This is a genomic window from Pelagimonas sp. KU-00592-HH, from assembly GCF_040369695.1.
Classification (GTDB): Bacteria; Pseudomonadota; Alphaproteobacteria; order Rhodobacterales; family Rhodobacteraceae; genus Shimia.
Genome location: NZ_BAABWM010000001.1, coordinates 265,496 through 291,781, shown reverse-complemented (window position 1 = coordinate 291,781; position 26,286 = coordinate 265,496). Strand labels below are relative to the sequence as shown.

The window sequence follows — 26,286 nt, the reverse complement described above, 5'->3', positions numbered from 1 at the left end:
CAGGAACCATGACCAATCCCGAATTTCAGCCCGCCACGGAAAATCATCCCGAAGGTGAAAATGGAACCACTCCAAAGGAGCTGGAAATCCTGCCAAGGCTTGTTCGGGAAAAATTGGGGCTCAGCGTTGCAGAAATGGCCGAGCTGATCGGCATGAGCGAGTTCGGATACCGTAACTGGGAGGCGGGCAGCCGTCGCCCGGGCGGCCCCGCTCTCAAACTTTTGGCGCTCCTCGATGCGCAGCCAAAGCAGGTATTGGACTTGTTGAAAGCCCTGTAAGTCAGTTTTTGATTGATCCTGCGTGCCGTGTTGGTTTGTTGTTCGTAAGCAGATTCACACTTTGTGCTGTTTTATGCTTTGTTCTTAGATGAGTTCGAGTCGCGGCGAGACTGTGCGCTTTTCGACATGACCTTCTGTCTGGCTTGTGATCGGTACTTCTGGACCATCTTGAGGGTTTTGTGGCCTGTGACCGCTTGGATCTCACTGTCCGAGCATCCTGCTTCTGCCAATTCTACTGCGGCCGTATAACGCCATCCGTGGATGACATAGTCGACCGCGTCGATTTCTTTGCGCACTCTCATAACCATTTCCTGAACACGCCGCTTGCTAACGGGTTGAGTAAGGTTCTTTGCGAGAAGATGCTTGCCACGCTTCGGGGTTGAAGACAGGAAGTCACGGAGGCGCTTGGGGCAGTAGATCCAAATGCGCGAACCCGTTTTTTCCTGGGTAACCTGCATATACTCCCCATCAAAGTCGCTCCATTCCATCTTCACAACGTCACCGATCCGTTGCCCGGTTCCAGTGCATAGGTAAAAAGCCAACAGTTCCGTTTTCAGGTCGTTTGATGTGCAAAATCGCTCGAATGCCTGGAGTTTCTCCTCGGGCCAAGGTTCGTACTCTCCACCTGTCAGCTTCTCAACGCCCGAGGCGGGGTTCGTGGCTATCCATTCCAGCTCGATCGCATGTCCTGCCAGTATCGATAGTTGCTCCACCATGGCGTTCGCCTTTCGCCACTTGTCGGCATGTGCATCACGAGCAGCTATCACGTCACGGCGGCGTAACTTAGTGAAGTCCTTGCTCCCGTTTTTTGCACGGATCAACTCCAGTGTCCGGCGATACTCTGCCTTGGTGCTTGGTTTGAGTTTCTTGAAGCGCGGAGTTTGGTAGTAGCTTTGGATCAGCGCCTCAAAGGTAGTCTTCACTGTACGAGCTTTGCCACTCCTAAGTTCCCAATATGCTGCGTCGAATTCCTGGCTGTCGGGATCACCCGGCAAACGAACGTATTTCCCGCCTCTTCTAAAATACCAATAGGTCTTTCCATTTCTCACAACGGGAACCGTGAAAGGTTTGTTCTGTTTTCTTACCATTCGAAACTGGTCTCCATAGCTGCTCCCGATTTGATCGCCTCGAGCTCTTTGACACTCCAGCGTTCAAACTCGCCGCCTATTGAAACGGGCTTTGGAAGTGCGCCGCAATCTACCAAGCGTCGAAAGTCCGCAGGCTTCATGTCCAGAAGCCGCGCAGATGTTCTTTCGCTAGCGAAGATCGGAGCCACTTGTCCCATTTTAGGTTTCGATCCTCCCTTGATGCGGGCATTCTTTCATATCGTTCTCTTCACGCCCACAAGTGGCGCAAAGATTGTAGATGAACCCGGCGACCAGTTTGCAGCCGTCCAGCGCGTGACGCTCGGTCTCGAACGATTGTTCGATTGCTTCTGCCTTGGCCTTCGCTTCATTTGCGAGGTTGCGAAGTTGAGTGGGCGTGAGGTTGTCTAGTTTCATAAGGGGGGCTTTCATCTGGGCGGCGGCCAATTCCCAGCCCGCCGCCCCGTCCTTCCCGGTGGGTTACGCGCGGTCGCCGAGGAGGGCGTTGATGCGTTCGATTTGAATCTGGATGGTTTTCTTGGGGGGGAGTGGGTCGTCGCGGTGGCCACTCCGGATGTGGTTAGGAAGCGTCATCGACAGTTCGGGGTGCTGGTACTTTTCGAGGGCGTCCAGTGTTTCACGCGCAATGGCCAATTCCCTTTGGAGCTTTTCAACCAACTTGTTCGCGTCGTTGATGATCGCTTGAACTTGGTTGCTGTTGTCGATGTGTTCTTTAACTGTTTTGCTCATGGTCTCTTCCTTTCAATTGCCCCGACCGGCTCCTGCAAATGGTTGCTGCCGGTCGGAGGTGGGCAGGATTGCCCTAACTCTTGTTCTCGTTTGGACTGTCAGCCAGCCAGGGAGCGGGCTTGATCGTCACCGGAACATTTCGCGCGTCGCTGCTGATTTTCTGAGCAACGGTCATCCTCTCCTTCCGGGTGTGGCCGGTGGGGCGTTTGCGGTTCTGGTGCATCGGTGTTTTGAAGCAGCGCTTTCGCAGAAGATCACTCATCCGGCTCAGTCCGTGTCTCGAAGAACAACTGGACCACCGACTTTGCGCTTGAATTTGGAGGACTTACCGCCCGGAAGAGGGTGTCGGCTTTTATGAGCCCCAATGTGTTTGGCGCGCACGCGGTTTGCCTTGGAAATCCTAGCTTTGTCTTCGCGTGTCTTGGCCTTGTGGCAGGCGACATGGGCGGGAGCCAAGTTTTCGTCGCTGTCATCACGGGTCAGATCAAACGGAACGATGTGCTCGAGCTCCCACTTCTCCCGCGTACCGTCAATCCTTTCACCGCATATGTGGCAGATCCCTTTGTGGGCCTCAAAAATCGATGCCCGCTGGAGAGGTGTTCGCTTACGGCGGTTCATTGTTTTGCCGCCTCGTTGCTCTGATGCCAGCCCGCCAACCAGTCTGCGGCTTTGTCGATGTCACCTTCGTGTGGACACTCAGAAGACAAGGTGCCGTTCTGGGCCGCCTTCGCACCCTCTGTGAACTCATCGGACCCTGGGAAGCCGCCGCTATAGTCGACAGCTTGCGTCCAGTGCGGCTGCAGGTCTTCCTTTGGCTGCTCTTGGTTGTTCTCGACTTCTGCAGCAGCGGCGTCACTGCCATCGCCTTTCGGGTCTTTGGCGTCTCCGGACTGTTCGTCCTTGTGTTCAATCGTTTTCGCGCTTTCTGGATGCCTAGCTGCTTCAGCTGTCGCAGCAAATCCGCCCTTGCTCGATGGAGTGATGTCCCGCATCGGCGTCATGCTCTCAACCTCGTCGGTCGAGAAAGCACCCATTATGACGCCAGGTTCGTAGCGTCTGGTCCATGCGCGACCCGCATAGTACGCCAATTGTTGATCTGGGTCGTTGTGCCACAAGGCACTGTTCTTGATCGTTATCTCGTCGAGCGTGGGGGACTGGTACTCCTTAACGACTCCGTCTACCTCGATGAAGGCGATGCAACGGCGATCACCCACAGCCGTTCGCTTGGCGACCTCGCGCTCATTCCTCGAGAGAGCGGGTTTATCAAGCATCTTGATCTCACCCTCATAGCGATACTGGAGTTCGATCCCCGTGCAATTCTTGAGAGCCGCCACGAAGACTTTGGCAGAGTAGGCAATCGGTGCGTCTGTTTTTGTTTGGAAGGATTCTTGGGCCAAAGCGAACGGATCAAATCCCCAATGAGTTGCTCGCATGGTGATCGCAAGACAGATCGCTGCTTTTCCCTGACAGTGTTTCGGAAGCATTGGGCCGGCCGCAGCCATCAGGTCGGCAAACTGGACAACCTCGCCGAGGTTTGAAAATCCATAGGAGCCAAGATTTGGATCAAACACCGACAGGCCTTCGACTTCCTTGGCGACAGAGACATTTGTTGCGGTGTTCATGGTGCTTTCCCCTCAATCTGCATTTCTTCAAGCAGCATTTCCCGCTGCCAATCTGGTCGACGGTAAACGCCGGTTGTTTCACCGGGGCCGGGCCAGATGCCGCTGTCCAAGCACTCACGGACGCGGGTCAAAGCTCTATTGTTTCGGAATGCTCCGATGCGCAGATCCTCGTCAGAGATCTCCCGCAGGATCACGTGATGTGGTGGCGAGTCCCACTGAGCAATGATGCCAAACGACGGCCAGTGATCGGTGAGTTGCTTGAAGCCTTCACAAGCGAACGCCCCCTGCATGTCATATCCGTGCTGAGTGATGCGGTGATCCACGAGCCGCTCGTTAAATGACGTTCCGCGTGTCGCCATCTTCTTGTAGTCGGTGACCAGCCCTGAGAAGGAGACAGTATCCGGGCGCGCAAGGCACCAGATCCCCGTGCGTTCATCTTTCCATGCCATCGAGACTTCTGGCACACCGTCCATAACTGCGGAGGCGGCAGGATCGGCGACAAGAACCTTTCCCATGTTGCAAAGCTGCTCCCACTCCGCCTCAGTAATGATGTCTCGGCTGTCCGCCTCGACGTTGGCCCAAAACTCCACCGAACGAATACCAGCCTCCGTTCCACGCCCCTCGTTGTAGGCTTTCATCTGAGCCGGCGTGGGACGTTTGGGTTTGTTTTCAGGCAGGGCCCGGAACTCTTCTTCAAGCAACTCCGGGCCCCCCTCGACAAAGCAGGCCATTGCCCGGCCTAAGCGCAGCGCATCGGTCTGTTTGCTTTCCCAACGGTTGGGATTGAGCCTGTGAAACGCCCATACATCGGCAGGGCTTTCGAGTTCCATCTTTCGCAGAACGCCAGATGTTACACTCGGGCCATCGCACGGTTGGTTGTGATGGCGTTCCAAACTGATCCGGTAAAAGCCAGGTTCAGATATTACCTCACTCTCCGGCAGTTCAATGATCTCGAAATTGTCCTGAACAAGGTCACGCATCGTCCGTCTCCTTTTGCTTTCCGCGCGAGACCAGCCGGTCCGCAGCTTTGGCTGCTGCAGCCTTGTTCTTCGCGACTTCTTCGTGGCGCCAAGCATCTGCCTTCGCGCGCACCGCTTCGATCGTGGGCGCTTTGAAGCGAATGGGCAGGTCGCCAATGTATGCGACGCACATGCGGCCCTTCTGCGTTGGCGTGTAGGTGTGGATCGGTAACTCGGTAATTGGGCGCATCAGAACCCCTCCAGGCGAAGAAGGTTGTATCGCTCAGCCTCGATTGCGTTGGCGGCAACCTTGCCGAACACCCGATCTGCCATAGCAAAGGCAAGTATCAAGAACGTCATCAGAGCGATGACAAAGAGCAGTCTGGAAAGCGCGGCATTTTGTTTGTCATCTTCGCTCTTGGGCGAGGGGTGTTTCCATGCGCCGGCGGAATGGGGTTTCCGGGTCATTCCAGTTCTCCCAGGAAAAGTGGATTGCACGAGCGAGGCTTCGACAGGGACAGGGTTAAGGCCCCGCTCGTGGTTCCCTCTACCGCTGTGGGGATGCGCGGTGAGGTGTTGGAAAAAAGAGGGCGGGTGGAGACAGTTGGCTCCGTGAGTGGAATGGCCATCCCACCCGCCAGTGTCCGCGCAGCGTCAGGTACAGGTCTTGTGAGGGCTGCGCGGGGAGTGAAGACAAAGGGCGGCATCACGAAGCCCCCTCGATTGCATCCTCAACCCGCTTTACGAAAGCTCGGCCGAGCATGTAGATGACCCGCTCACGCCCATAAAAATGCTTGAAGCCGTCCGGAAAACGGTTGTGAATTTCAACGATGCCGAGAAGGTTTCCCTTGGCGTCATAGTGAGCGTTTGCAACTCCGGAATGCTCGACCTCGGCCGACCATACATCGCAGATGTTGCGTTTGTGGGTAGAAGTCTGTGTCCACTCGGGGCGAGTGCCTGCGGTGCGGTAAGTCATAGCCATCACTCCGCGGCCAGCGAATGGCAGGTGAGAAAGTTCTGCAGTTCGTCGGCTGAGTAAAGACGGCCGGCATCCTTTATCTGCCAGGCATGGGTGTAGGTGGTCTCAATGACGCGCGAGGTCATGTCCTCTGACGCCCATGCCTCTGCACACTGGCGATCGGTTACGACTGCCGAGGCCTTCCATCCCTCTTTTCGAAGGGTGTCCCCGCTGCCCGCGTGAACACGAGGCTCGACGTAGTCGAAGACGACATATGCAGCGCGGTCTGACAGAGGAATTGACATGTGTGGTTCTCCCTTGGATGAGGAGAAATATGCTATATGGGAATATTCCAGTCAAGAATAAAAATGCCAAATGGGAATAAATGTGTTTTTTGAAATTGTCTGAGGCTCGATTTGAGTGAATCACTTGAAAGGTTATCTTCACCCCAGAAGACGATCTGATCGAAGTAGAAATGAAGAGGGGACCGCGTATTCATGGGAAGGGCGCTCCCCAAAGAGTTCCCGGCGGCAAAAAGTGGGGAAAGTAGAAGGTTTTTTATCACGCAAACAGCGTCGCATCGGCGTGACTCGCGACCGTGTTTTCGATATGTTCTAAAAATTCCGTAGAAAAGCCGGGGCCCAGATTCTCCCAAATCAATCCCCGGCTCTATTCCTATATGACCCAGCTGCGTTGCTGGTCACCACTCACGGAATAGGGTCTGTTTGCCCTAAGTGAATAGATCTTGCAAGCCGCAGCGCAGCGTCAACTCGCCTCAGGAGGGGCGGTAAGATGACTGAAACGACAGATCCTCTAGTAGAGGAAGGCCTGCGATCAATAGCTTCGGGCGAACGTATTGTTGGGGGATATGCGATCCCTGTCTACAACCTAAATGATGGCCGGCGAGTCCTTTCGGAGCGAGGATTTCTTGCTGTAATCGGCGTAAAAGGACGCGGCACTTCTAATGGACATCGACTGAAGAAAATTCTTAGTGATAGGGTTCTTAGGGCCTTGTTTTCAAAGAATGTTTTAATGGCCATCGAAGAGCCGATCCGTTTCAAGAGCGAACGCAACCTTTTGACCTTCGGATACGATGCCGAAATCTTGAAAGGCTTTTGTGTCGGTTTTGTTCGGGCACGTGAAATGGGGGCCTTGAAAACTGATGTTCAACGCAGATATGCGGAGTATTGTCAGACCCTTCTAATCGCTTTTGCAGATCTTGGCATCAAAGCTTGGATCGACGAGGCAACCGGTTATCAAAAAGTTCGTGAACGCGATGCACTCCACCGGATACTGGACACCTACATTAATTCGCACTGGGCAAGGTGGTCAAAGACATTCCCTGACGAGTTCTACCAACAAATCTATCGGTTGAAGGGGCACCCATTTGACCCGGACAAAGTCGCTCGCCCTGGGTTTATTGGCAAGTTGACATCTGACATCGTCTATTCACGCTTGGCGCCAGGTGTTTTGGACGAACTGGAACGGAAAAACCCGGTTGTTGAAGAGAAAGGCTATCGCCAACGGAAGCACCACCAATGGCTTACGGAAGATCATGGGCATCCCAAGCTCCGTGAGCATATTGGAAACCTGATTTTCATGATGAGGGGCGCAAGTCACTGGGATAGTTTCTACCGCAACCTACAACGGGCTGCGCCTAAGCTCCACGAAACCGCTGAGTTTGACTTCGGAGAGGCATAGATCCGAAACTCCAGCAAGCTCTAACCCCGCTCAACGGCGGGGTTTTTCTTTTCCTGTCGGGTGACCGGCACCAAAAAAATTTTTCGATTATAGTTCAACCGATAGGCACCCCGCAGCCAGATTCGTGCTTCTTTCGAGAGCTACTTCACGCCTAGGCTAATTGAACATTGGTGAGTGGCGTTGTCTGTAATCATGCTTTGCATCGATTGCTAATGCTAGTGAGAACATCATTTCAGGATGATCTGATTCGGCTTGAAATCCTGTTGTTTGACGTTCCCTTTCAATGAAATGGGTGAATGATTTTTGGGACTCCGTGAGGTGCCAATTCACTGATTTTGCGGACATCTGACGAGCCGATTTGCGACCGCGGAGCAGTTCGAGGAAATTCAGTCTGCCATTGTCGGAACTCAAGTTGTTATATTGCGAACCGTCGCTAGCTACCTCGACTATCTATGAATCCCAGCTGGGCGATTCTTCCATTTTGAGGACACTCTTGTGTCCTCATTTTGAGCGAGGAAAAGGAGGGTAACATGTTGCTAAAAAAGGGTAATTACTGGCAGGTGTTTGCAAATTTCCGCTTGGGGCGGTAATTTCCCTGAGCACAGCGCACGATTTTGAAATGGATAACTTACCCGATCAGAGAGCGAAGATGACGGACCAAGAATTCGAAGAAAAGCTAAAGCGCCTTAGCCAGGCCCAACTTGATCGGTATATTGATCTGTTGCTTGAATTTCAGCTTCTGCCAAAGAAAGGATGTCCTGCCAACCTTGCTTGCGGGCCTCAGGAAGATCCCGATACACCCGTATCAGCCTGACTTCAGCTTCCGAGACCTCGTCCATAAACAATAGGTAGAGTGGCACTTCGAGTGCATTCGCGATGGACTGGTACACTTTCAGGCTCGTCCCGCCGACGCCGCGCTCAGCCTTGGAAATGGTTGGCTGCTCAACGCCACAAGCGTCCGCCAGATCATTTTGCGTCCATCCATTTAGTTTTCGAAGTCGGGCGATGTTTTTCATGCCGACACAATATTCCCTATGCACGGGTTACTCCAATTCCTGTGTGGTATAAATATTCTTGACTGGAATATGCCAAATAAGCATATTGCCGGTTATGACTAAGCTCGCACAATATCTAAAGGACAGCCAAATTCGGCAGGAGGACTTTGCCGAAGAGATTGGTGTTAAGCAGGGAACTGTTTCGCGATTTGCTTCAGGGAGAGGTACTCCCGGTCTCGAACTTGCGGTGGCCATTGAAGATGCAACTGGCGGTGCGGTGCCTGCCCGATCATGGGTTAATCAGCAGGAGGCGGCCGAATGATCGCCTCCTGCGACCGAGAAGAAACGGGACATAGGTTCTCGGTTTCAAAATCACTTTCCCTTCAAACGTGTCGGTGTCTTCAAGAAAGGGCACCCGCGGTCGTTTTGCACGTCAAATCTTCAGAGGGTTTTTACCATGCGAGTTGCTAAACCAGGTTCCGTTCAGGAGGTGGTGCGAGAGTCCATCTCGGCTGCAGGCGGGCTAGAATGCGCCAGCAACGATCTCGGGATTTCCACGGCAACCTTATCAAGAGCGAGTGGTTTTGATGACGACCGACCAGGTGGCTTGGGGGTCAATCACCTCCATCGGCTTGGACGGATCGTTCCTGCGTCCGCAGCCCCCATAGCGCGGCATTTCTCGAGGCTGGCCGGGGGTGTCTTTCAACCCGTACCTTCTTTCGAGAATGCAAAGTCAGACATACACCATCTTACAAAGGAGTTCGCTGACGTGCTGAACAAGCACGCCTTGGCGCATTCCGAAAACTCCTCTGATCCTGAAAAGTTCACTCGCTGCGAGGCCCATGAAGTCGTTCGCGAAGTGGATGAGTTGGTTCAGGCGGCGCTGAGCTATCAGGCCGCAATTCTGTCGCGGTTCCAAGAATGAATTGGGCCAGGCACCTGATCTCGAGCGCGGCGAGCACTCCGCGTACCTCCCTGTTGAAACTGCCCCGGCGCGTAAGCGCTTGGGGCCTTTTTTGAAAAGGAAACCGTCATGGCAAAGGACATGAACCAGGAAGAATTCACGCTTGACCTGCAGAAGCTCCGGAGTGAACTCGATCAACTGCACAACAAGGCAACGGCATCGTCCGAAAGCTCGTCCGCGTTGGGCCAGCGGCGCAAGCAGGCCTACGAGTCGCTTGGTTGCCACAAGGATGCGCTCTCGGTCATCGAACGCATCGACAAAATGAGCCCCGATAAACTGGCCGATTTCTTACGGTCGTTTGAGCCTATGTTCTCGGGGCTGCTTCCTCAGTGGAAGGAGCAGTACCAGGACATGGTCGACAAAGCCAATGCGCAATCCGACGACATGGCGGGGGCGATGGGCTGATGGTCATTGCAGGCCTTGATATCGCCACCGCAACTGGCGTCTGCTTTGGGAAACCAGGGCAGACACCAGAGTTCTTTACGCGTGACCTTGGAAAAGGGCAGACGCATGATCTGCGTTTCTCGAACGTCATGCGGCTCACTCATGAACTGATCGATCAACACGATGTTGAGTTCATCGGGATTGAGGCGCCCATCATTAACCCACGTCGAGACGACAAGGCGAAAATAACACTGCTTCACGGGCTCGTTGCCTGTGTTCGTGGGTGGGCTCATCTTCGCGGCGTCGAGGCACGCGTGTTTGAAATTCCAACCATCGACAAGAACTTTCTAGGGGCGCCCTCCCGGGGCGGACGGGACGCGCGCAAGTGGGCGAACCACAAGCAGTGCCAAGTTCGTGGCTGGAGCCCCAAGACGGATGATGAGGCGGATGCAGGCGCAGTGTGGGACTACGCCTGCGCCTCGCAAAGCCGTGCCTACGCAATTCACACAACCCCCCTGTTTTCTCGGAGCAACGGGACGCTCCCAAAGTCGGAAGGAGAGAAATCGTGAAAGTACGTCATGAGGTAGTAGCCGTTGTCAGCGGTGGAACCGGGCGAGTAAAGCATATCGTTCGCGCGGAAAGCCGGGACGCAGCCAAGGCGCGCGTCATCCTCGCTTACAGCGATCGGCACGTCGAGTTTCTCTCCGTCAACCGGGCAACGGCAGAAGTGGAGGGGGGGCAATGAGCAAGACGGGCCTCGACTGGTATAAACGGGAGCCCCTTGCGTACCTCTCAGATACTCAAGGACTTACCGCGCGCGAACATGCGGTCTATTCGGTTGTGATCGAGCTTCTTTACGTTCACGGCGGCGAAATCAACAATGATCCGAAATGGATCAGTGGCTGGATCTCGGATATGGGCACCGCCGCCATTCGAAATTCGTTGGCGAGTTTGGCGCTCAGGGATGGCATCACCCTTGAAATCTCAGAAACGAAAATCTCCCAGAAACGCGCGAAAAATGAAGCAAAAACCAAACAGAAACTGAGAGAAAACGCGAAAGAAAATGGAGAAAAAGGCGGGAAAAGTTCTGCAAAATCGCGGTCTGAATCGAAACAAAACAATGGCTTAGGTCAAGCAAAGGCTTCGACGGAACATCAAGCAGATAAGAGAAGAGTAGAGAAGAAAGAACCTAAAGGTTCTTCTCAAGTGACGCAGCAGGATTCTCTTGGCGGCCTGACTTCTTCCAGTAGTGACACGGGCGATGAGGTCGCCGACGTTCTTCTCGAAGTGTGCTCCAATCAGGTAGCTATCGATTTTGTTGCTCACCGGCGGGAAATCAAAAAACCGCTTACCGCGCGTGCGGCTCGAGCGATGGTAAACAAGGTGCGGGGACACCCAAACCCTGATGCGGTTCTCAACGAGAGCATAGCTCAGGGGTGGCAGGGCATTTTCCCCGACAAGGTGTCTGCCGCGCAGCCTGAAGGCGCATCAAACGATCGCTTGTCCCGCTACCAAAAGATCATCGCTGAAAACCGGGCTTACGAACAGCGGGGGCGACTGCAATGACAAGTATGAATGTTCTTGTTGGTTGCGAGCAATCCGGCGTTGTGCGAGACGCCTTCCTCGCCGCAGGGCATGACGCTTGGTCCTGTGACCTCCTCCCGGCGGAGACCCCCTCTAACCGTCACATCGTGGGCGATGTCCGTGACGTGATGGCTTGGGGCGAATGGGACTTGCTGGCCGTCATGCACCCGCCTTGCACCCGTCTTTGTAACTCTGGTGTCCGCTGGCTGCACAAGGCCCCACCGGGGCGGACGCTGGACGAGATGTGGCAGGAGTTGGACGAAGGCGCGGCCCTGTTCTCGGATTGCTGGAACACGGATATTCCCCTAGTCGCCGTCGAAAATCCGGTAATGCACAAGTATGCCAAGGAACGGATTGTAAATTACGAGCCGTTCGCGCAGTCGGTGCAGCCTTGGCAATTCGGCCACGACGAGCAGGGCCCAGACAACGAGAAGAAACGAACCTGTTTCTGGCTTCGTGGTCTGCCGAACCTCACCCCAACAGGGACGCTTGACGGCACCACGGCGCGGGAGAGCGTCCACAAGGCCACCCCCGGCAAGGATCGTTGGAAGGAACGCAGCCGCTTTTTTCCCGGTCTAGCGCAGGCGATGGCCGACCAGTGGGGCTGCATTGAAAGGCTGGTGGCACCATGACCGAAGACTGGAAGGGAGAACACTTGATCTCTGCGAACCGTCTGTCGGCCTACCAGAGAAAACGTGCGTCAGGCGTTGACCGCGCAGTTGCCCGCGCCAAGGCGTTGAGTGACCGGCGGGACAAAGTTGAAGCGCTCTTGAAGGCGGGCAGGACCTTTGCGGAGACAGCAGAGATCCTTGGCATGACAGCGGACAACGTGCGCAAGGATGCGATCACTAGAGGCATTCACAACACTAAGCGCCGATCGGAGAATTGTTGTGAAAGTTGAAAAGCGTCCGTTCGACGTCGAACCTCACAACGTCGAGCAAGAACAGCAGCTGTTGGGTGCCGTGATCGTAGACAACGATCGGTTCCACAAGATCTCAGGATTGGTGAAGGCGGAGCATTTCTGGGAGCCTGTGCACAGGGACATCTGGAAGGCAATTGCATCCAGGGTTTCCAACGGTCACCTCGCTGACGCGACCACGCTTGCCAATGATTTCGCGGCTCACGAAGGCATCGAGCAACTTGGCGGGGTTCGGTACATTGTGAGACTGGCAGGGGCGTCCATCAGCGGGTTTGCGGTTCAAGATTACGCTGAAGACACCGTCAGGTTGGCGAATGCGCGGATCTTCATGGACACGCTGCGCGAGGCGGCTTCGAAGATTTCGGAGAACGCTCCGATGGACGAAGTAAAGGCCGGTGTTGATCTTGCTTTGATGGAGGTAGAAGAGCAGGGCAAAGAGAACTCGATTCCCCTTGTCGCCGCTTTCCGCCGCGCGATTGAGAACATGAACGAGGCCTATCAGGATGGTGCGCCTGTTGGTATCCCGACAGGGTTGAATGCTCTCGATCAGCGTACTGGCGGTTTGTTTGCACCAGATCTCATTGTACTCGCCGGCCGGCCCTCGATGGGTAAAACCTCGCTGGCAACATCCCTGGGTTTGCGAACGGCAAAGGCCGGAAAAGCGGTCGCAATTGTATCTCTGGAAATGGACGATCAGGGCTTGGCACAGCGCATCCTGTCGGAGTTATCCGGTGTGCCCTATTTCAACTATCGGCGCGCTCACGAGATGAGCGAGAGGGACTTCAGGTCGACCGTCGAAAGCGCAAACGAGAATTCCTCTTTGCCAATTGAGATTGTCCCGCCGCACGTCAGAGACCCAGGTGCGATATTTTCGGCGCTTCGCAAGATTGATCGGAAATACAAGGCAGTTGGAGGGCTGGGCTTAGTCTTGGTGGACTATCTGCAATTGGTAACCGAGCGGGGCAACAGCGCGAACGAGCGCATCGGCAAAGTTTCCAATGGCCTGAAGAAGATTGCGACAATGCTGCATGTGCCGGTCATAGCACTTTCACAGCTGTCACGAGGGGTCGAATTCAGAGACAACAAGCGTCCGATGCTTTCAGATCTCAGGGACTCTGGCCAAATCGAGCAAGATGCTGATGTCGTGCTCTTTTGCTACCGCGACCATTACTATTTGAGCCGCGAAACACCGCCGGAGGACGATGTCGAACTGGCGCTTCATAACGAAGCGCTCGGCGCGTGCAAGAACGTGATGGAGGTCATCACCGCGAAGCAGCGCTTTGGGTCGATCGGAACCGACAGGATTGGCTGTGCAATTGAAACCAATCGGTTTTGGAACCTCGAGCCATCTCTTGGTGATAGGCAAGAGGAGATTACCTTCTGATGGACGTCATCGCTGAAGCAAACCGCATCAAGGAACGTTTCAGGAAATGCGGCACTGAGGCCGAGCTTACTCGAGTGAAAGACGAGGAGTGCGAAGCCACTCTTTCAATGAAAGATCTGCCCGCCCCCGGGCCCCTGATGCACCAACACATTGTCGCTCTGTATATCCATCGAGTTCAGGGCTTTCGATCAAGCATAAAGGCGAAACTCTGATGGCAGTTTTTACGAAGTTTTCACAGATCCCTTTGTTCCATTATGACCTCATCATGGCGGACTGTCCTTGGCTCTATCGAAACTGGTCTGAGGCCGGCGAGCATAAGAACGCAAGTGCACAATACTCTTGCATGTCGATTGATGACATTAGGCGTCTCCGGGTGGCAGATCTTGCGGCAAAGGATTGCGTGCTTTGGCTTTGGTGCACCAACCCAATGATCGATGTGCAGATCGACGTCATGAAAGGGTGGGGCTTCAAATTTGTGACGTCTGGACACTGGGCCAAGTTCACCGAGAAGTCTTTCGATAGAAACGACAACGTGATCTCCGGCAAGCAGCATTTCGGACAAGGATATTGCCTTAGGTCTGCTGGCGAACCTTTCGTGATCGGCGCCACTGGCAATCCCAAATACTCCAAGAGCGTGCGATCAGTCCTCATGGCGGCCGCGAGACAACACTCGCGCAAGCCAGACGCGGCCTATCGCGAAGCAGAGAAACTGTTCCCCACGGCCACCAGGCGCCTTGATCTGTTCTCTAGGGAAGAGCGGAAAGGCTGGGACAGTTTCGGAAATGAGGTCGGCAAGTTTCAGGAGGTAGCGGCGGAATGAAGAACACACCGATCAGTAGAATATACCATCAAGCCAATGGAGACGCCCCACAGGGGGGCGAGGCTCGCCGTCGCAATTTGAAAGCGCGCCGAGAACTATGGCATCGGCTCGGAGTCGCTGTGATCGACCCAGAGGACATCCACGACGACTGGGAGCGCCAACAGGTAACGAACCAGGCCAACAAACTTTATGGCCAACGGAGGGGCACGTGATGGCTATTTCAAAAAAACAGGTTCAGGCCCAAATGAGAGCCGGAGGCCAGCGTGTGTTTCAAAACGCATACGCAGAAATCTACGACAAGGAGGGGCCTCGGCTGGAGCGGCAATCTGGCGCCGGCATGACGACAAAAGTGCACCAGTTGCTGGATCCCAGGCTAGACATCACGCAAAGTCAACGGGCCATCGGGAATTGCTTTGGAGCTCTGTGCCAGGAGGTCATTTCTGGTGGCCGTGGCGGGTCATTCCTCAAGGAACGTGTCGATTCCTCACCGACCGGGGCCGGAGGTTATTCAGAGGCACATGCTCACCGCTCACTGATGGTGAGTTGTGCTTTGAAGGCCCTCCGATCGGTTCCCTCGTTCACCTATCCCAAAGGCAAGGGCCGGAACTGTGTTCTTGGTCCACATAAGCGTATCAAGGCTTTCGACTTGGCCTTTCAGGTCTGTGTCAAACAGAGAACCTTGAGTTTGGTCGCGCTGAGCTATGGTTGGACACGAACTCCTGTGCGTGATGGCAAGCCGGGAAAACCCGTGGTTCCGGACAGACAGCGCAAGGCTCTGGCAGGCCATCTTCGAACGACGATTGACACAATCGCGGATGCCTGGGTGGAAGGCGAGTACAAGGTCCCCTACGAGTTTTTTACAGTTGTACCCCGCTAGACAGACTTGGCCTGAAGTGGTGTTGTGGTGCGAATTGAAAGTACGGGGATAGTTTGATGGCTTCTGGCGCAGAGAATTTTGCAAATGTTGTCCTGCCTTTGGCAACAGTTGGCGGTGCTTTTGTGGCTTGGTATGGGGTTTGGTCGTGGAAGGCTCAGAGAAAGTGGGAGCAAAGCAATGAACTGGGCCAAGAGATCCTGCGATCGATCCTCACCTATAGGGACGCTTTGGATGATCTTCGCAGCCCATTTGATCGAAAGCTGCAGTATCTCGGAGCCTATGAGGGAAAGCCAGAGGAGGAATTGGTAGAGATTTTTGCCATGCACGACCGGCGCGACCAAGAAAAACTGGACAAGCTTTCGGTGGCCAGGCGCGATCTGGAAGCCCTTCTCTCCGAAGCTGTGATCATATGGGGTGATCATGCGGAAACGTGGCTTGTTGATATTTCGGAATCAGAACAGCGGTTGAGACACCAGTTTACCGTTTATTCCCTTCTCGAAGATCCACGTGTCAGCGAAGAAGACAAAGAGTTGCTTCGGGTCGGAGCGGGCGCCGAAGATATTCGGTTTGACCACACCAAGTATGGCGAGAAGGAAGAGACTGGGTTCACGGAGATTTTTACTGCGAAAATTCAAGAGCTTAAGAGTAAGGTTCGAAAGCGCATGAAATAGCCTAAATCTAAAACAGTTGACTGAGAGTCAGTTACTGAGTCATGTATGTCACAATAGGGCGAATCACGAGATACAGTGGTTTGCCCTTTTTCTTGTGGCCTATGTTATCTCGTGCACAAGATGCAGGGCAGGGCGCCACCAAGCGCCAAATGGGTACAGTGCTGCCACCGAGGCCCTCCACCGAAGAGAGTAGGTGCGGATGCTGGCAGCCGGACTGGCAGACGAAACTAGGCTGTGTGACCGGATAGCTATCGGAACCGAAACCTAGGCCCAAAAATCAATAGGTGTGGTTGAGGCACAAATAGGCCCACACGAGGAGCCCTTGTGGCGGTTAAGCCCCAACCGAGATTGCGGGGGTGAGCCAGGCGGACGCTTTCGCAGGAGAGCCGCCAACCGCTTTTTGGTGGTGTGCTGGGAGTAGGTGCAAAGCCTGCTTGTACCGAAGATCCTCGGCATACCTCTAAAGCTCGGTACCGGCGCACCTCATGGGCGCGGGAGCGCACTGAATGCCAGCACCAGCTCTACGGTGCCAAGTGGGTGGAAAGCCCACACATCACCGCTGGTCAAAGCGGGTGACTAAGAGATGGCCTCAGGGCCCGGAAGCTTCGCGCAGCCAATCAAAATCCACGGGGTCTCATGGGTAAGACAAAAGAGCCAAAGGCTGATGGACTAATCATCGCACAGCCCTTTGGAGCGCAAATCGGAGTGTTCAAAGATCTGGACGAGATGTGCGAGTACTTCGAGCGTGTCGTCGGAATCAAGGATCATGGTTTTCGGGACAAACGGGCCAAAGCGATGGCCAGCGAGCTGACAGACGAAAAAAACACGCATTGGTGGGCCGTCTACCTGCCAGAGGAAGTCGATCTCTCCACAATAGTTCACGAATGCAGCCATCTCGCAGACATGGTGATGGAATCACACGGGGTTCCGCTCGGATGGGAATCCACGGAAGTCCGCGCATATGTGCTTCAGCGTATGTTCGAGCAAGCCGCAGATCTCTGTGGTTTCGAGGTTTAATCCGATTTCTTGCAGCCTGCTGAAGTGAATTACCTGAATGGGAGAACTGCATGTCCAAAGATGATGGCAAGCGAGACGCCGAAGGCCGGTTCCTTCCCGGCAACAAGTTTTGGCAAGCCCGCAGCTCAGCAGGTCCAAAGCCTCTGTTCGAAACACCGGAAGCGTTGGAAATCGCGTGCATGGAGTATTTCGACTGGGTACACGAAAACCCGTTGGTGACGGTTGAACTAGTCAAGTTTCAGGGGGAAGCAAAGCAGGCCGAAGTCCCTAAGATGCGCGCAATGACTATTGGCGGCTTGTGCCTTTTTTTGGATGTGACACAGCGAACCTGGTCGATGTGGAGAGAGGACCGCGCCGATTTGCTTCCTGTCATAACGCGAGTAGAGGAAATCATTCGAGCGCAGAAATTTGAGGGGGCTGCGGCAGATTTGTTGAACCCAAATATCATCGCTCGGGATCTCGGACTGGCTGACAAGAAGGAGCTTTCAGGCGAGATGAATGTTCGCACGTTGTCCGACTTCTACGCGAGTCCCGATGGCCCCAGTGACGCTTAACCCAGCACTACGTGATTTTTGGACAACGCCTGCGCGCAACCGAGTTTTATACGGGGGGAGGTCTTCCACTAAGTCTTGGGATGCCGCCGGGTTTGCCGTCTTTCTGGCTTCAAATTACCGTGTTCGGTTTCTCTGTGCTCGGCAGTTTCAGAACAAGATAGCTGAGAGCGTCTATACGCTTCTCAAGATGCAAATCCTGCGTTTTGGGCTGCAGAATGACTTTGTCATCACCAGGGATGCGATACGCCATAAGCGAACAGGTTCAGAATTCCTGTTCTATGGGCTGTGGCGGCATATCGATGAAATCAAGTCTCTTGAAGACATCGACATCTGCTGGATTGAAGAAGCGCACGGGCTGACAAAAGAGCAGTGGGAGATTCTGGAGCCGACGCTTCGCAACGAGGCAAGTCAGTTCTGGATCATTTTCAACCCGAAACTCGTCACCGACTTTGTTTACCGAAAGTTTGTCACCGGAACGCCGTCAACACTCATCAAGGGTAGGATCTATGGCGAAGTTGGCGACACCATAAAGCGCAAGATCAACTTTGACGAAAATCCGTTTCTCTCTGAAACCATCAAAAGGGTGATAGAGAAGAAGCGTCTTCAAGATCCCGACGGGTTCCAGAACGTCTACATGGGCGATCCGGTTGAAGATGATGACCAGGTCATCATTAAGCGCAGTTGGATAACGGCCGCTATCGACGCTCACAAAAAGATCGGGATGGGCATCAACGGGCGCAAGCGCATCGGGTTTGATGTCGCCGACGATGGGAAAGACAAGAACGCCTTTGTGGAGGCGCACGGTATAGTCGCAATTCGCCTCGAGGAGTGGAAAGCAGGCGAGGATGAACTGCTCAAGTCGGCCGCTAGGGTTCACGCCAGGGCGCGCCATACCAAGGCAGACATCGACTACGACAGCATTGGCATCGGAGCCTTTGCAGGCTCGCACTTCAAAGCTCTGAATGAGGAGCACGAAACAGGTATCGAGTACTTCAGGTTCAACGCAGCTGACGCAGTGGTGAACAAGAAGAAGAACATAGATCCAGAGGACCCAAAGTCTCCGTTGAACGAGGACTATTACTCCAATCTGAAAGCACAGTCTTGGTGGGAGGTCGGAAAGAGGTTTCTCAACACCTACAACGCCGTGACCAAGGGTATGAAGTTTCCAGATGACGAGTTGATTTCGATCTCCTCTGAGCTCGAGCACTTGGATGATCTCATCGACGAGTTGTCGACGCCTCGCAAGGACATCGACAAGCGGGGGCGCGTCAAGGTCGAGAGCAAGGAAGACCTGGCAAAGCGAGAGATCGCATCTCCCAACAAGGCAGACGCCTTCATTATGGCCTACGCCCCGCGGCCTGCGGCGTATAGGGCCGGCACAGTGAGGTTGAAACTCTGATGACCAACTCAGTTGCAGACAAGTCGCCAAAGAGCCTCAGTGGCAGCCCGGCTCTAAAGAAAATCCGGGATCTGCGTGGTGGCGTAGATGCAATGCGCAAAGCTGGTGAGGTCTATCTGCCTAAGGAAGAGCGCGAGTCAAATGAAGATTACATCAGCCGGAAAAACCGTTCCTGGCTGTTTCCTGCACTTGATAAGGCGATCGAGGATGTCGCGGACCGCGTCTTTGCCAAGGAGGTAGCATTTGGCGAGGACGTCGACGCCGAGCTGCTGAGCTTCGCAGAAAACATCGACAGTGACGGGCGCAAACTCAACAATTTCGCACGAGATGTTTTCGAGGATGGGGTTGAAGCAGGAATAGCATTCATTCTTGTCGACAGCCCCCAAAAGTCCTCAGGAATGACGAGGGCTGAAGCTCGAAAGCAGAACATCCGCCCATATATGATCCACGTCAAAGCAGAAGATGTGCTTGGCTGGAAGACCACGGTCCAGAACAATAAAACAGTTCTGTCCATGGTGAGAATCTGGGAGACCGTAGAAGAGGACGATCCCAACGACAAATTCTCCCAAATTTCAGTTGATCAGGTCCGTGTGCTCGAGTTGGTCGACGGCAAGGTGGTTATCTCCATCTATCGAAGGGGCAAGAATGCTAAATGGGAGATCTTCGGGAGTCCGATTTTTACGGACATGGAGGAAATTCCTCTGGTGCCGTTCTATACAAATCGCACCGGATTTTTCACGGCGAAGCCCCGGTACGAGAAGCTAGCCGACCTCAATATTGCTCACTGGCAGAGCGCAAGCGATCAGCGCAACATCCTTCACACCGCACGGGTGCCGTTGCTTGTTCTGTTCGGTATGAAGGCAAAGGACGTCGAGGCCTCGCCCAACTCGGCGATCATTACCGAGCGCCCGAAAACGGAAGCCGACGTCAAGTATGTCGAGCATGCCGGGGCTGCGATTGAGGCCGGAGAAAAGGATCTGGAGAAGCTCGAGCAGCGGATGCAGGTTCTCGGTATCGAATTGGCGTGGAAGCCGGTAGCGAACACTGGCGCGACAGGTGCAGCGATCGATCACGGCAAAGTCATGACGCCGCTGGCGATGATGGCGAACAATCTGAAAGATTCGTTGGAGCAGGCCCTGTGCTTCATGGCGCGCTACAAGGGGCGGGATGAGGGCGGCTCCGTTTCTGTGAACACCGATTTTGGCATCTCACTGCTGAGCCAAGGAGACCTGCAGTTCCTGCTAAACGCGGTGAACACCGGCCAGATCAGTCACGCGACATTCTTGAAGGAGTGCCAGCGGCGCAACGTTCTGATGGATGACATCGACCCATCCGACGAAAAGGAACTGATTGACAAGGAATCTCCCAAGCAGGTGGATTTCCCCGGTATTGAGGATGGCGAATGACTGCGGCAGAGGACATCCTCGTTGGCAACGTCCGCCATGCTATCTATTTGCAACGATACAGCACTCAGACAGTAAACATGATTGCGCGTCTGCTTGGACGTCTGGACGATAGAATTGTTGAAAGGCTGCTCCGAGAGGACTTAACTGATATTTCGCGTGTTCAGTTGCAAAGGCTTCTGGACGCTATTCGTAAGATAAATGTCGACGCCTACGTGGTTCTGAATGGGGAGTTTCGCAAAGAGGTGCGCGAGTTTGTGCGCTACGAGACGGAATTTCAGGCGGAGTTGTTGCAGGCGGCCTTGCCTATTCAGTGGGATGTAATCTCGCCGGCTCCTCACACGCTCTACTCGGCTGTGTCTGCCCGTCCGTTTCAAGGCCGTCTGCTGCGAGAGTGGATGAGTGATCTTGAAGCGAACGCGTTTAAGCGCGTCCGCGATGCCATTCGTATGGGTGTGGTTGAGGGGCTCACCACAGGCGACATTGTACGCCAAATCAGAGGGACCCGGGCCAACGGGTATCGCGACGGAATTCTCCACGCGAGCCGTCGTGGAACAGAGGCGATGGTTCGAACGGCGCTGTCTCACACAGCGTCCGTCGCTCGAGATCGGCTCTATCAGGAAAACGAGAGTCTGGTTAAGGGCTGGCGTTTCGTCGCCACGCTAGATGGTCGGACAACTGCGGAGTGTAGAGCGCTGGACGGAACGACCTACGCAATCGGTAAGGGGCCAAAGCCTCCACGACACATTGGGTGTCGTTCGGTCGATACTCCGATCCTCAAAAGCTGGAAAGAGTTGGGCCTGAAACCTGCCGAGGCTCCGGAGGGCACGCGGTCCAGTCTGAATGGGCAGGTTCCAGAAAATTTGACTTTCGAGGATTACCTCCGAAAGGAAAGTAGGGAATTCCAAGATAACGTCTTGGGGAAATCTAAAGCCAAGCTCTTTCGAAATGGCGGACTGTCGCTTGATCGGTTTGTTGATTTTTCCGGCGAGGAGTATACCTTGGATGAGCTCCGTAAGAGAGAAGTTGGAGCTTTTGAGAGAGCAGGATTATAGACCGTTTCAAAGTCATAAAGGGCGGAGAGAAGCCTAAGCCATACCGGGCGCGCAAAAAGGGCGATGTTGAGCCCTTGGTCTGCAAGTGCGGCTCGGCGACGACAATAGAAGTTACAATCGGTCGTATGGTTCGAAACGGCAAAGTTACTGGTGGCACCAAGCACGTCGCGTGCTTCCACTGCCGAAGCCTGCTGACCTAGCAAAGTACACAGAAATCGAATGAAGGGCCGTCCAACGTGGGCGGCCTTTGTCGTTGGGAGGATGCCCAGCGGCGCACGGGGCGGATGCCCCTCTTAGCACTGGTCGGATGGCCAAAAACGAGGAAGCAATGGATCTGAAAACAGTCGAAATTGAAGGCAAAACCTACGCTGAAGTTCGTGACGGAAAACCCGTCTATGTGGATGACGGCAAAGAGATCGCCTTCGACGTTGTCCACACGACCAAAACGGTCACTCGCCTAAATGGTGAAGCACAGGGTCATCGCGAGGCAAAAGAAGCGGCAGAGGCAAAGCTGAAGACATTCGAGGGGATTGAAAGCCCGGAAGACGCCATCAAGGCGCTGGAAACGGTCAAAAACCTTGATGACAAGAAGCTCATCGATGCCGGAGAGGTCGACAAGGTAAAAGCCGAGGTCTCCAAAGTTTACGAGGAGAAGCTCGACGCCAAAGATCAGGAAATCGGCAACCTCAAAACCACTCTCAACGACAAGATGATTGGCGACTCGTTCTCCAATTCCAAGTTTGTCGAAGAGAACATCGCAGTTCCCAAGAGCCTAGTCCGCTCGGAATTCTCCAAGAACTTTTCGATCGAAGACGGGAATGTCGTCGCCAAGGATGCGAGCGGCAATCTTATCTACTCGAAAGAGAAGCCTGGCGAGCCAGCCGCTTTTGAGGAAGCGCTGGGAATTCTCGTATCGTCCCACCCAGACAGTGAGCACCTTCTCAAGGAAAAGGGCTCTGGCGGCGGTGGAGCAAAGCAGCGTGATCGAGGCGGGGACGGCAATCACAGCAACCCTCTGGCATCAAAGATCCCCGGTTTCGGGGATTTGCCCGAGAAATAACCCAAGGAGATAAATCATGGGTCTTTCCGCAATGCAGGTGTTCAACGACTACATCATGCCTGCAACCATCATCTCGCTTGATCAGATGATCGACAAGTTCAATGCCAGTTCGGCCGGTGCGATTACCCTTTCATCTGAGGGTATGACTGGCGACTTTATGCGCGAAAGCTTCTTCGCTTCGCTGGCATCGGCCCGTCGCCGCGTCGATCGTTACGGCAGCAACGACGCGCAGGCGTCAACGGCTCTGCAGGAACTGAAGGGCTCCAGCGTGAAGATCGCTGGCGGTTTTGGGCCGGTCACCTACGAGCCCTCTCAGATGACCTGGTTGCAGCGCCCCACCCAACAGGGGGTCGAAGCGGCATCGTTGGCTTTTGCTGAACTTTTGCTTCAGGACCAGTTGAACACGGCAATTGCCGCGCTCGTAGCTGCGCTTGAAAACAACGCAGGGGTCACCAATGACGTTTCGGCGACGGCCGGGATGACCTACGGTGCAATCAACTCGGCCCACGCTAAGTTCGGTGATGCTTCTGGGCGCATCGTGGCCAATATCATGACTGGCACAGTCGCGCACAAATTGGTCGGTGACAACTTGGCGAACACTGAGCGCCTCTTCCAGGCGGGGAATGTCAACGTGATCGACATTCTGAACAAGGCTGTCATCGTCACAGACGCTCCGGCACTGTACGAGGCCGGCACCCCGAACAAGTCGAAGGTGCTTGGTCTCACAACTGGTGCAGCGGCGGTAGGCGGTGCATCGGATGTAGTCACCAACGTCGAAACGACCAACGGCAAGCAACGCATCGAGACTTCGTTCCAAGCTGACTACAGCTTTACGCTGGGCCTGAAGGGCTACGGCTGGGACGAGTCCAACGGGGGCAAATCGCCATCTGATGCTGAACTGGCTACTGGCTCGAACTGGGACAAAGTCGCCGAGTTCGACAAGCTGACGGCTGGTGTCATCGCCGTTGCGGATGCCGATCAGTAACACCGTCGTCCTCAAGGCGGGCTGCAACTGGCCCGCCTTTCTATGACCCCAGTCAAAGGTAAAGACACAATGTCCAAAGATCGCAAAATCGCTTACGTTAAGCACCCGATCACCACCGCTCAGAAGAAAGAAATCTGCGCCAAAGGCCTTCGTATCATTGATGCCCGTTTTGCCCCCGAAGGCGCAGACATCATCGACCCCAACGCAAAGACAAAGACGCAGAGCAAATCCCCGGCTGAGCCACCCAGATCAGCAGAAGACGTTGACAAACTCTTGAAGAGTGATCTGGTCAATTTTCTGAAAGGTCATGGCGTCGAAGATCCTAAAGGCAAGGTCCCCGAGCTTCGCGAGCAGCTCAAGGCCATCATGTTCACCAATCTCTAAGGGGCAGGCATGACACTGGATACCACGGTTGGGGGGGCAAGCTCGGACAGCTATGCCTCCGTCGCCGGTTTCAAGACCTACTCCTCCAGCATGGGTTGGACGGTTACTGGGGCAGACGCTGATCTCGAGCCGCATATGCGACGCGCGGCTGTGTTCCTCGACCGTGAGTACCAGTTCTTGGGCACCAAGAAGACATCGTCGCAAGCTCGTGCATGGCCGCGGACGGTCAACGAGACCGACCCAGATGGTTTCTCGATCCCCTCCGACAGCATTCCCCTGCCGATCATCTACGCGCAGTACGAACTCGCCTACCTCATCTACGAGGGCCACGATCTGCTGGAGTTCAAGAGTGGTGCCGAAATCAAGCGGGAGAAAAAGAAGGTCGGACCGATCGAGAAGGAAACCGAGTATGCCGCCGGCAGTGGCTCGGAGCCTCGAGTGCGTGCTGTCGAGGGTTTGCTGCGCGGCTACATCGTTGGCGGGCAGCCGGGTGAAAGCGTACGCACCGCCCGTTTGGCACGAGGTTAGTGAACATGACGTTCTATGATGATCTCGCCGGTGATGTAACAGACCTCTTGGAAGAGTTGGGACAAGTCGGGCAAGTCAGGCGCTTAAACCGCACTGGTGGGGCTGCCTCATCAACGACAGCCGGCGCAACGGCACCGGAGGACTTCGACGCAAAAATGGCTGTCTTGCCGGTTGATGACAAGAGGGTCGATGGGACGAACATTTTTGTCGGTGACTTTCAGGTGATTGTCGAAGCACTGACTGGCGGCATCACCAAAGAAGACAAAATCGTCTGCACAGAGGGAACCCTCACGATCCGTAAACTCGGAAAGATTGCACCTGCGGGAACAATCGTTGCCTATGATATGGTTTGCCACAGGTAAGCCGTGGGCAGTTTTAGTGAGGAAGTCGATCGCTTCGTGGAAAAAACGAAGTCGAAAATGGAACTGGCCATCCGAAAAATTGCGCTGGAGATGTTTTCGCGTGTGGTCCTCCGGAGCCCTGTCGATACGGGGAGGTTTCGAGGGAACTGGCAGGTCGCGATCGGTTCCGTGCCGACCGGAACGCTCGATCTCGATGACAAATCTGGACAAGCGACTCTAGGCAAGGTTCAGGCGGCGGCCCTTGGACTGCAGGTCGGCGACACCATCACATTGGTAAACAACCTGCCTTATGGGCCACGATTGGAAAACGGGCATTCCGGCCAGGCACCGAATGGAATGGTCGGCCTGACAGTTCAGGAGTTCCACAGCGTTGTCCAAGAAATCGGATTGGAGCTAGTTCAGCTATGAGCGTTGACGGTGATCTGCACGCCGCTTTGATGGCGCGCGTCGAAACCCTTTCAGGGTTCACGCTTGTTTATCCCTCGTTGGAGCAAAACGAGCCCGAAGGGGAGTATGTCAGAGTCTCTCATCTGCCAAACGACAATCAGCGCGTTGGGCTGAAAGACACAGACCCCCTCAGGCGCCGTGGGTTCATTGTTTTGACCCTATGTTCTCCTCTGGGAGAGCACGAAGCTGTCTACCGCGATCGTGCTGGCAATATCGCTGCTCATTTCACCGGACAGGTGTTTGACTACGTCGAAGACACAGTCAGCGTTCACTCCGTAACGGTGAAGCCCGGGCGCCGAGAGCGTAACCACTGGGAAACACCTGTTTGGGTGGACTACCGCAACTGAGGAGGGCCAATTCATGGCGACCGAGAAGAAAGCACCACGGGCAAAGGCCGCGCCCATTCGCATCGAGGGCGGGACGTTTGTTCCGACATCGGAGGGCAGTGTGACGAAACCAAGCCTGCAGTTCAAAGGCGAGAAGCCGGCCCGTCACACAGTGCTCGAGTTCGACCCTGGCAATGGGGTGACCTATTCCGGCGTTGTCGCCAAAGCGATCGAGAAAGACGGCAAAACGCTGGTCTCGTTCGAAGGCGATGTAACGCCCAAGAAATAGCGGCTTTCCCAGCGAGCCGCTTCCCCCGTGTGGGTGAGGCTGGGACATCAACCCAAAGAATGAGGATGACATCATGGGCGGAAGCATCAAAAGCACCCTGCACATCGCGCCGGGCGCTCCTGCAACCATCAATCAGGCCGGCTTCGAAGCTTTGACCTTTACCGAGGTGGGGAGCATTGCATCGATCGGTGAACGTGGCGACACACACTCCGACATTGAACGGCCGGCGGATCTCAAGACCGGGCGGAAAAAGAGCCTCAAAGGGGCAGTGAGTGGCGGAAATTTCCCGGTTACGTGCCACACCGAAGACTTCGCGGATGCTGGTCAGGACGCAGTTCGTACCGCGTGTGCTGCCTTTGGCAGTTCGGCCGACTATTCGATCAAAGTTCTCAACCCTGCCGGTGATGCGGAATACTACACCGGCTACCTGCGGGATTTCCGCCGCAGCGAGAAGAGCGAAACGAGCCATGAAGGTTGCGCCTTCGTGATGGTTTCGAACGAAGAGCCCGTGATCGTGGAGGCGTAA

General features: G+C 54.7%; 40 protein-coding genes. 28 read left to right on the top strand and 12 right to left on the bottom strand.

All coding sequences use genetic code 11. The annotated features are described in order from the left end of the window. Positions 1 to 8: 8 nt before the first annotated feature. Positions 9 to 278, top strand: coding sequence for a helix-turn-helix domain-containing protein (locus tag ABWV42_RS01565; RefSeq protein ID WP_353338612.1), 270 nt, complete (start codon positions 9 to 11; stop codon positions 276 to 278). 71 nt (positions 279 to 349) lie between these two features. Here the strand turns inward: ABWV42_RS01565 and ABWV42_RS01560 are convergent, their stop codons facing one another. From ABWV42_RS01560 to ABWV42_RS01510, 11 genes are all read right to left on the bottom strand, one after another. Further along, positions 350 to 1,366, bottom strand: coding sequence for a tyrosine-type recombinase/integrase (locus tag ABWV42_RS01560; RefSeq protein WP_353338611.1), 1,017 nt, complete (start codon positions 1,364 to 1,366; stop codon positions 350 to 352). A gap of 198 nt (positions 1,367 to 1,564) precedes the next feature. Then, positions 1,565 to 1,810 carry a hypothetical protein gene (locus tag ABWV42_RS01555; RefSeq protein ID WP_353338610.1) on the bottom strand — a complete coding sequence of 82 codons (246 nt, stop codon included), beginning with the start codon at positions 1,808 to 1,810 and terminating at the stop codon, positions 1,565 to 1,567. A 33-nt stretch (positions 1,811 to 1,843) separates the two neighbouring features. Next, a complete protein-coding gene (locus tag ABWV42_RS01550; protein WP_353338609.1) occupies positions 1,844 to 2,113 on the bottom strand; it encodes a hypothetical protein in 270 nt (89 codons plus the stop codon). Between the two features lie 73 nt (positions 2,114 to 2,186). Continuing rightward, positions 2,187 to 2,375, bottom strand: coding sequence for a hypothetical protein (locus tag ABWV42_RS01545; RefSeq protein ID WP_353338608.1), 189 nt, complete (start codon positions 2,373 to 2,375; stop codon positions 2,187 to 2,189). Positions 2,376 to 2,380: 5 nt separating this feature from the next. Continuing rightward, positions 2,381 to 2,731: an HNH endonuclease gene (locus ABWV42_RS01540; RefSeq protein ID WP_353338607.1), complete on the bottom strand. Its 351-nt coding sequence runs from the start codon at positions 2,729 to 2,731 to the stop codon at positions 2,381 to 2,383. Next, positions 2,728 to 3,735, bottom strand: coding sequence for a recombinase RecT (locus tag ABWV42_RS01535; protein WP_353338606.1), 1,008 nt, complete (start codon positions 3,733 to 3,735; stop codon positions 2,728 to 2,730). Before ABWV42_RS01535 ends, ABWV42_RS01540 begins: the two co-directional genes overlap by 4 nt. Further along, complete coding sequence (locus tag ABWV42_RS01530; RefSeq protein ID WP_353338605.1) at positions 3,732 to 4,715, bottom strand: PD-(D/E)XK nuclease-like domain-containing protein; 984 nt, start codon at positions 4,713 to 4,715, stop codon at positions 3,732 to 3,734. The genes ABWV42_RS01535 and ABWV42_RS01530 overlap by 4 nt, the downstream gene beginning before the upstream one ends. Beyond that, positions 4,708 to 4,944, bottom strand: a complete 237-nt coding sequence (locus ABWV42_RS01525) for a hypothetical protein (protein WP_353338604.1) — start codon at positions 4,942 to 4,944, stop codon at positions 4,708 to 4,710. Before ABWV42_RS01525 ends, ABWV42_RS01530 begins: the two co-directional genes overlap by 8 nt. Next, complete coding sequence (locus ABWV42_RS01520; RefSeq protein WP_353338602.1) at positions 4,944 to 5,162, bottom strand: hypothetical protein; 219 nt, start codon at positions 5,160 to 5,162, stop codon at positions 4,944 to 4,946. The genes ABWV42_RS01525 and ABWV42_RS01520 overlap by 1 nt, the downstream gene beginning before the upstream one ends. Positions 5,163 to 5,400: 238 nt before the next feature. Continuing rightward, complete coding sequence (locus ABWV42_RS01515; RefSeq protein WP_353338601.1) at positions 5,401 to 5,670, bottom strand: hypothetical protein; 270 nt, start codon at positions 5,668 to 5,670, stop codon at positions 5,401 to 5,403. Positions 5,671 to 5,675: 5 nt separating this feature from the next. Next, positions 5,676 to 5,957, bottom strand: a complete 282-nt coding sequence (locus tag ABWV42_RS01510) for a hypothetical protein (protein ID WP_353338600.1) — start codon at positions 5,955 to 5,957, stop codon at positions 5,676 to 5,678. A gap of 487 nt (positions 5,958 to 6,444) precedes the next feature. Here ABWV42_RS01510 and ABWV42_RS01505 point away from each other — a divergent pair, with 487 nt between their 5' ends. After that, positions 6,445 to 7,353 carry a P63C domain-containing protein gene (locus ABWV42_RS01505; RefSeq protein WP_353338598.1) on the top strand — a complete coding sequence of 303 codons (909 nt, stop codon included), beginning with the start codon at positions 6,445 to 6,447 and terminating at the stop codon, positions 7,351 to 7,353. Positions 7,354 to 8,039: 686 nt separating this feature from the next. Here the strand turns inward: ABWV42_RS01505 and ABWV42_RS01500 are convergent. After that, positions 8,040 to 8,369, bottom strand: coding sequence for a helix-turn-helix domain-containing protein (locus ABWV42_RS01500; RefSeq protein WP_353338597.1), 330 nt, complete (start codon positions 8,367 to 8,369; stop codon positions 8,040 to 8,042). A gap of 94 nt (positions 8,370 to 8,463) precedes the next feature. Between ABWV42_RS01500 and ABWV42_RS01495 the strand changes: the two genes are divergently transcribed. From ABWV42_RS01495 to ABWV42_RS01370, 26 genes are all read left to right on the top strand, one after another. After that, a complete protein-coding gene (locus tag ABWV42_RS01495; protein ID WP_353338596.1) occupies positions 8,464 to 8,670 on the top strand; it encodes a helix-turn-helix domain-containing protein in 207 nt (68 codons plus the stop codon). 447 nt (positions 8,671 to 9,117) lie between these two features. Further along, positions 9,118 to 9,273 (top strand): hypothetical protein, encoded by a 156-nt coding sequence (locus ABWV42_RS01490; RefSeq protein ID WP_353338595.1) that lies wholly within the window; start codon positions 9,118 to 9,120, stop codon positions 9,271 to 9,273. 108 nt (positions 9,274 to 9,381) lie between these two features. Continuing rightward, on the top strand, positions 9,382 to 9,717 hold the full coding sequence (locus ABWV42_RS01485) for a hypothetical protein (RefSeq protein WP_353338594.1): 336 nt from the start codon (positions 9,382 to 9,384) through the stop codon (positions 9,715 to 9,717). Then, entirely contained in the window at positions 9,717 to 10,265 is a 549-nt protein-coding gene (locus ABWV42_RS01480; protein WP_353338592.1) for a hypothetical protein, read from the top strand. The genes ABWV42_RS01485 and ABWV42_RS01480 overlap by 1 nt, the downstream gene beginning before the upstream one ends. A gap of 172 nt (positions 10,266 to 10,437) precedes the next feature. After that, on the top strand, positions 10,438 to 11,262 hold the full coding sequence (locus tag ABWV42_RS01475) for a phage replication initiator YdaU family protein (protein ID WP_353338591.1): 825 nt from the start codon (positions 10,438 to 10,440) through the stop codon (positions 11,260 to 11,262). Positions 11,263 to 11,267: 5 nt separating this feature from the next. Then, entirely contained in the window at positions 11,268 to 11,912 is a 645-nt protein-coding gene (locus ABWV42_RS01470; RefSeq protein WP_353339501.1) for a hypothetical protein, read from the top strand. Next, on the top strand, positions 11,909 to 12,181 hold the full coding sequence (locus tag ABWV42_RS01465) for a hypothetical protein (RefSeq protein ID WP_353338590.1): 273 nt from the start codon (positions 11,909 to 11,911) through the stop codon (positions 12,179 to 12,181). Before ABWV42_RS01470 ends, ABWV42_RS01465 begins: the two co-directional genes overlap by 4 nt. Beyond that, positions 12,171 to 13,583 carry a DnaB-like helicase C-terminal domain-containing protein gene (locus ABWV42_RS01460; RefSeq protein WP_353338589.1) on the top strand — a complete coding sequence of 471 codons (1,413 nt, stop codon included), beginning with the start codon at positions 12,171 to 12,173 and terminating at the stop codon, positions 13,581 to 13,583. The genes ABWV42_RS01465 and ABWV42_RS01460 overlap by 11 nt, the downstream gene beginning before the upstream one ends. After that, positions 13,583 to 13,795, top strand: a complete 213-nt coding sequence (locus ABWV42_RS01455; protein ID WP_353338588.1) for a hypothetical protein — start codon at positions 13,583 to 13,585, stop codon at positions 13,793 to 13,795. The genes ABWV42_RS01460 and ABWV42_RS01455 overlap by 1 nt, the downstream gene beginning before the upstream one ends. Then, positions 13,795 to 14,403 (top strand): MT-A70 family methyltransferase, encoded by a 609-nt coding sequence (locus tag ABWV42_RS01450; RefSeq protein WP_353338586.1) that lies wholly within the window; start codon positions 13,795 to 13,797, stop codon positions 14,401 to 14,403. Before ABWV42_RS01455 ends, ABWV42_RS01450 begins: the two co-directional genes overlap by 1 nt. Positions 14,404 to 14,614: 211 nt before the next feature. Next, positions 14,615 to 15,280, top strand: coding sequence for a hypothetical protein (locus ABWV42_RS01445; RefSeq protein ID WP_353338585.1), 666 nt, complete (start codon positions 14,615 to 14,617; stop codon positions 15,278 to 15,280). A gap of 56 nt (positions 15,281 to 15,336) precedes the next feature. Beyond that, on the top strand, positions 15,337 to 15,951 hold the full coding sequence (locus tag ABWV42_RS01440) for a hypothetical protein (RefSeq protein WP_353338584.1): 615 nt from the start codon (positions 15,337 to 15,339) through the stop codon (positions 15,949 to 15,951). A 636-nt stretch (positions 15,952 to 16,587) separates the two neighbouring features. Then, positions 16,588 to 16,968, top strand: a complete 381-nt coding sequence (locus tag ABWV42_RS01435) for a hypothetical protein (protein WP_353338583.1) — start codon at positions 16,588 to 16,590, stop codon at positions 16,966 to 16,968. 50 nt (positions 16,969 to 17,018) lie between these two features. Beyond that, positions 17,019 to 17,522, top strand: a complete 504-nt coding sequence (locus ABWV42_RS01430; protein ID WP_353338582.1) for a DNA-packaging protein — start codon at positions 17,019 to 17,021, stop codon at positions 17,520 to 17,522. Beyond that, positions 17,467 to 18,921, top strand: coding sequence for a PBSX family phage terminase large subunit (locus tag ABWV42_RS01425; protein ID WP_353338581.1), 1,455 nt, complete (start codon positions 17,467 to 17,469; stop codon positions 18,919 to 18,921). The genes ABWV42_RS01430 and ABWV42_RS01425 overlap by 56 nt, the downstream gene beginning before the upstream one ends. Then, positions 18,921 to 20,327 carry a DUF4055 domain-containing protein gene (locus ABWV42_RS01420; RefSeq protein WP_353338580.1) on the top strand — a complete coding sequence of 469 codons (1,407 nt, stop codon included), beginning with the start codon at positions 18,921 to 18,923 and terminating at the stop codon, positions 20,325 to 20,327. The genes ABWV42_RS01425 and ABWV42_RS01420 overlap by 1 nt, the downstream gene beginning before the upstream one ends. Further along, positions 20,324 to 21,379 (top strand): phage minor head protein, encoded by a 1,056-nt coding sequence (locus ABWV42_RS01415; protein ID WP_353338579.1) that lies wholly within the window; start codon positions 20,324 to 20,326, stop codon positions 21,377 to 21,379. Before ABWV42_RS01420 ends, ABWV42_RS01415 begins: the two co-directional genes overlap by 4 nt. Positions 21,380 to 21,707: 328 nt before the next feature. Then, a complete protein-coding gene (locus ABWV42_RS01410; RefSeq protein WP_353338578.1) occupies positions 21,708 to 22,439 on the top strand; it encodes a DUF6651 domain-containing protein in 732 nt (243 codons plus the stop codon). Between the two features lie 16 nt (positions 22,440 to 22,455). Beyond that, the gene (locus ABWV42_RS01405; RefSeq protein WP_353338577.1) at positions 22,456 to 23,424 is read left to right on the top strand and encodes a major capsid protein; all 969 of its coding nucleotides are present in this window, start codon (positions 22,456 to 22,458) and stop codon (positions 23,422 to 23,424) included. 69 nt (positions 23,425 to 23,493) lie between these two features. Further along, positions 23,494 to 23,808, top strand: a complete 315-nt coding sequence (locus ABWV42_RS01400) for a hypothetical protein (protein WP_353338576.1) — start codon at positions 23,494 to 23,496, stop codon at positions 23,806 to 23,808. A gap of 9 nt (positions 23,809 to 23,817) precedes the next feature. Further along, positions 23,818 to 24,336 (top strand): DnaT-like ssDNA-binding protein, encoded by a 519-nt coding sequence (locus ABWV42_RS01395; RefSeq protein WP_353338575.1) that lies wholly within the window; start codon positions 23,818 to 23,820, stop codon positions 24,334 to 24,336. A gap of 5 nt (positions 24,337 to 24,341) precedes the next feature. Beyond that, entirely contained in the window at positions 24,342 to 24,698 is a 357-nt protein-coding gene (locus ABWV42_RS01390; RefSeq protein WP_353338574.1) for a hypothetical protein, read from the top strand. A gap of 3 nt (positions 24,699 to 24,701) precedes the next feature. Beyond that, positions 24,702 to 25,106: an HK97 gp10 family phage protein gene (locus ABWV42_RS01385; RefSeq protein WP_353338572.1), complete on the top strand. Its 405-nt coding sequence runs from the start codon at positions 24,702 to 24,704 to the stop codon at positions 25,104 to 25,106. Further along, the gene (locus tag ABWV42_RS01380) at positions 25,103 to 25,492 is read left to right on the top strand and encodes a phage tail terminator-like protein (protein WP_353338571.1); all 390 of its coding nucleotides are present in this window, start codon (positions 25,103 to 25,105) and stop codon (positions 25,490 to 25,492) included. The genes ABWV42_RS01385 and ABWV42_RS01380 overlap by 4 nt, the downstream gene beginning before the upstream one ends. Positions 25,493 to 25,505: 13 nt before the next feature. Next, complete coding sequence (locus ABWV42_RS01375; RefSeq protein WP_353338570.1) at positions 25,506 to 25,760, top strand: hypothetical protein; 255 nt, start codon at positions 25,506 to 25,508, stop codon at positions 25,758 to 25,760. Between the two features lie 73 nt (positions 25,761 to 25,833). Continuing rightward, on the top strand, positions 25,834 to 26,286 hold the full coding sequence (locus ABWV42_RS01370) for a hypothetical protein (protein ID WP_353338569.1): 453 nt from the start codon (positions 25,834 to 25,836) through the stop codon (positions 26,284 to 26,286).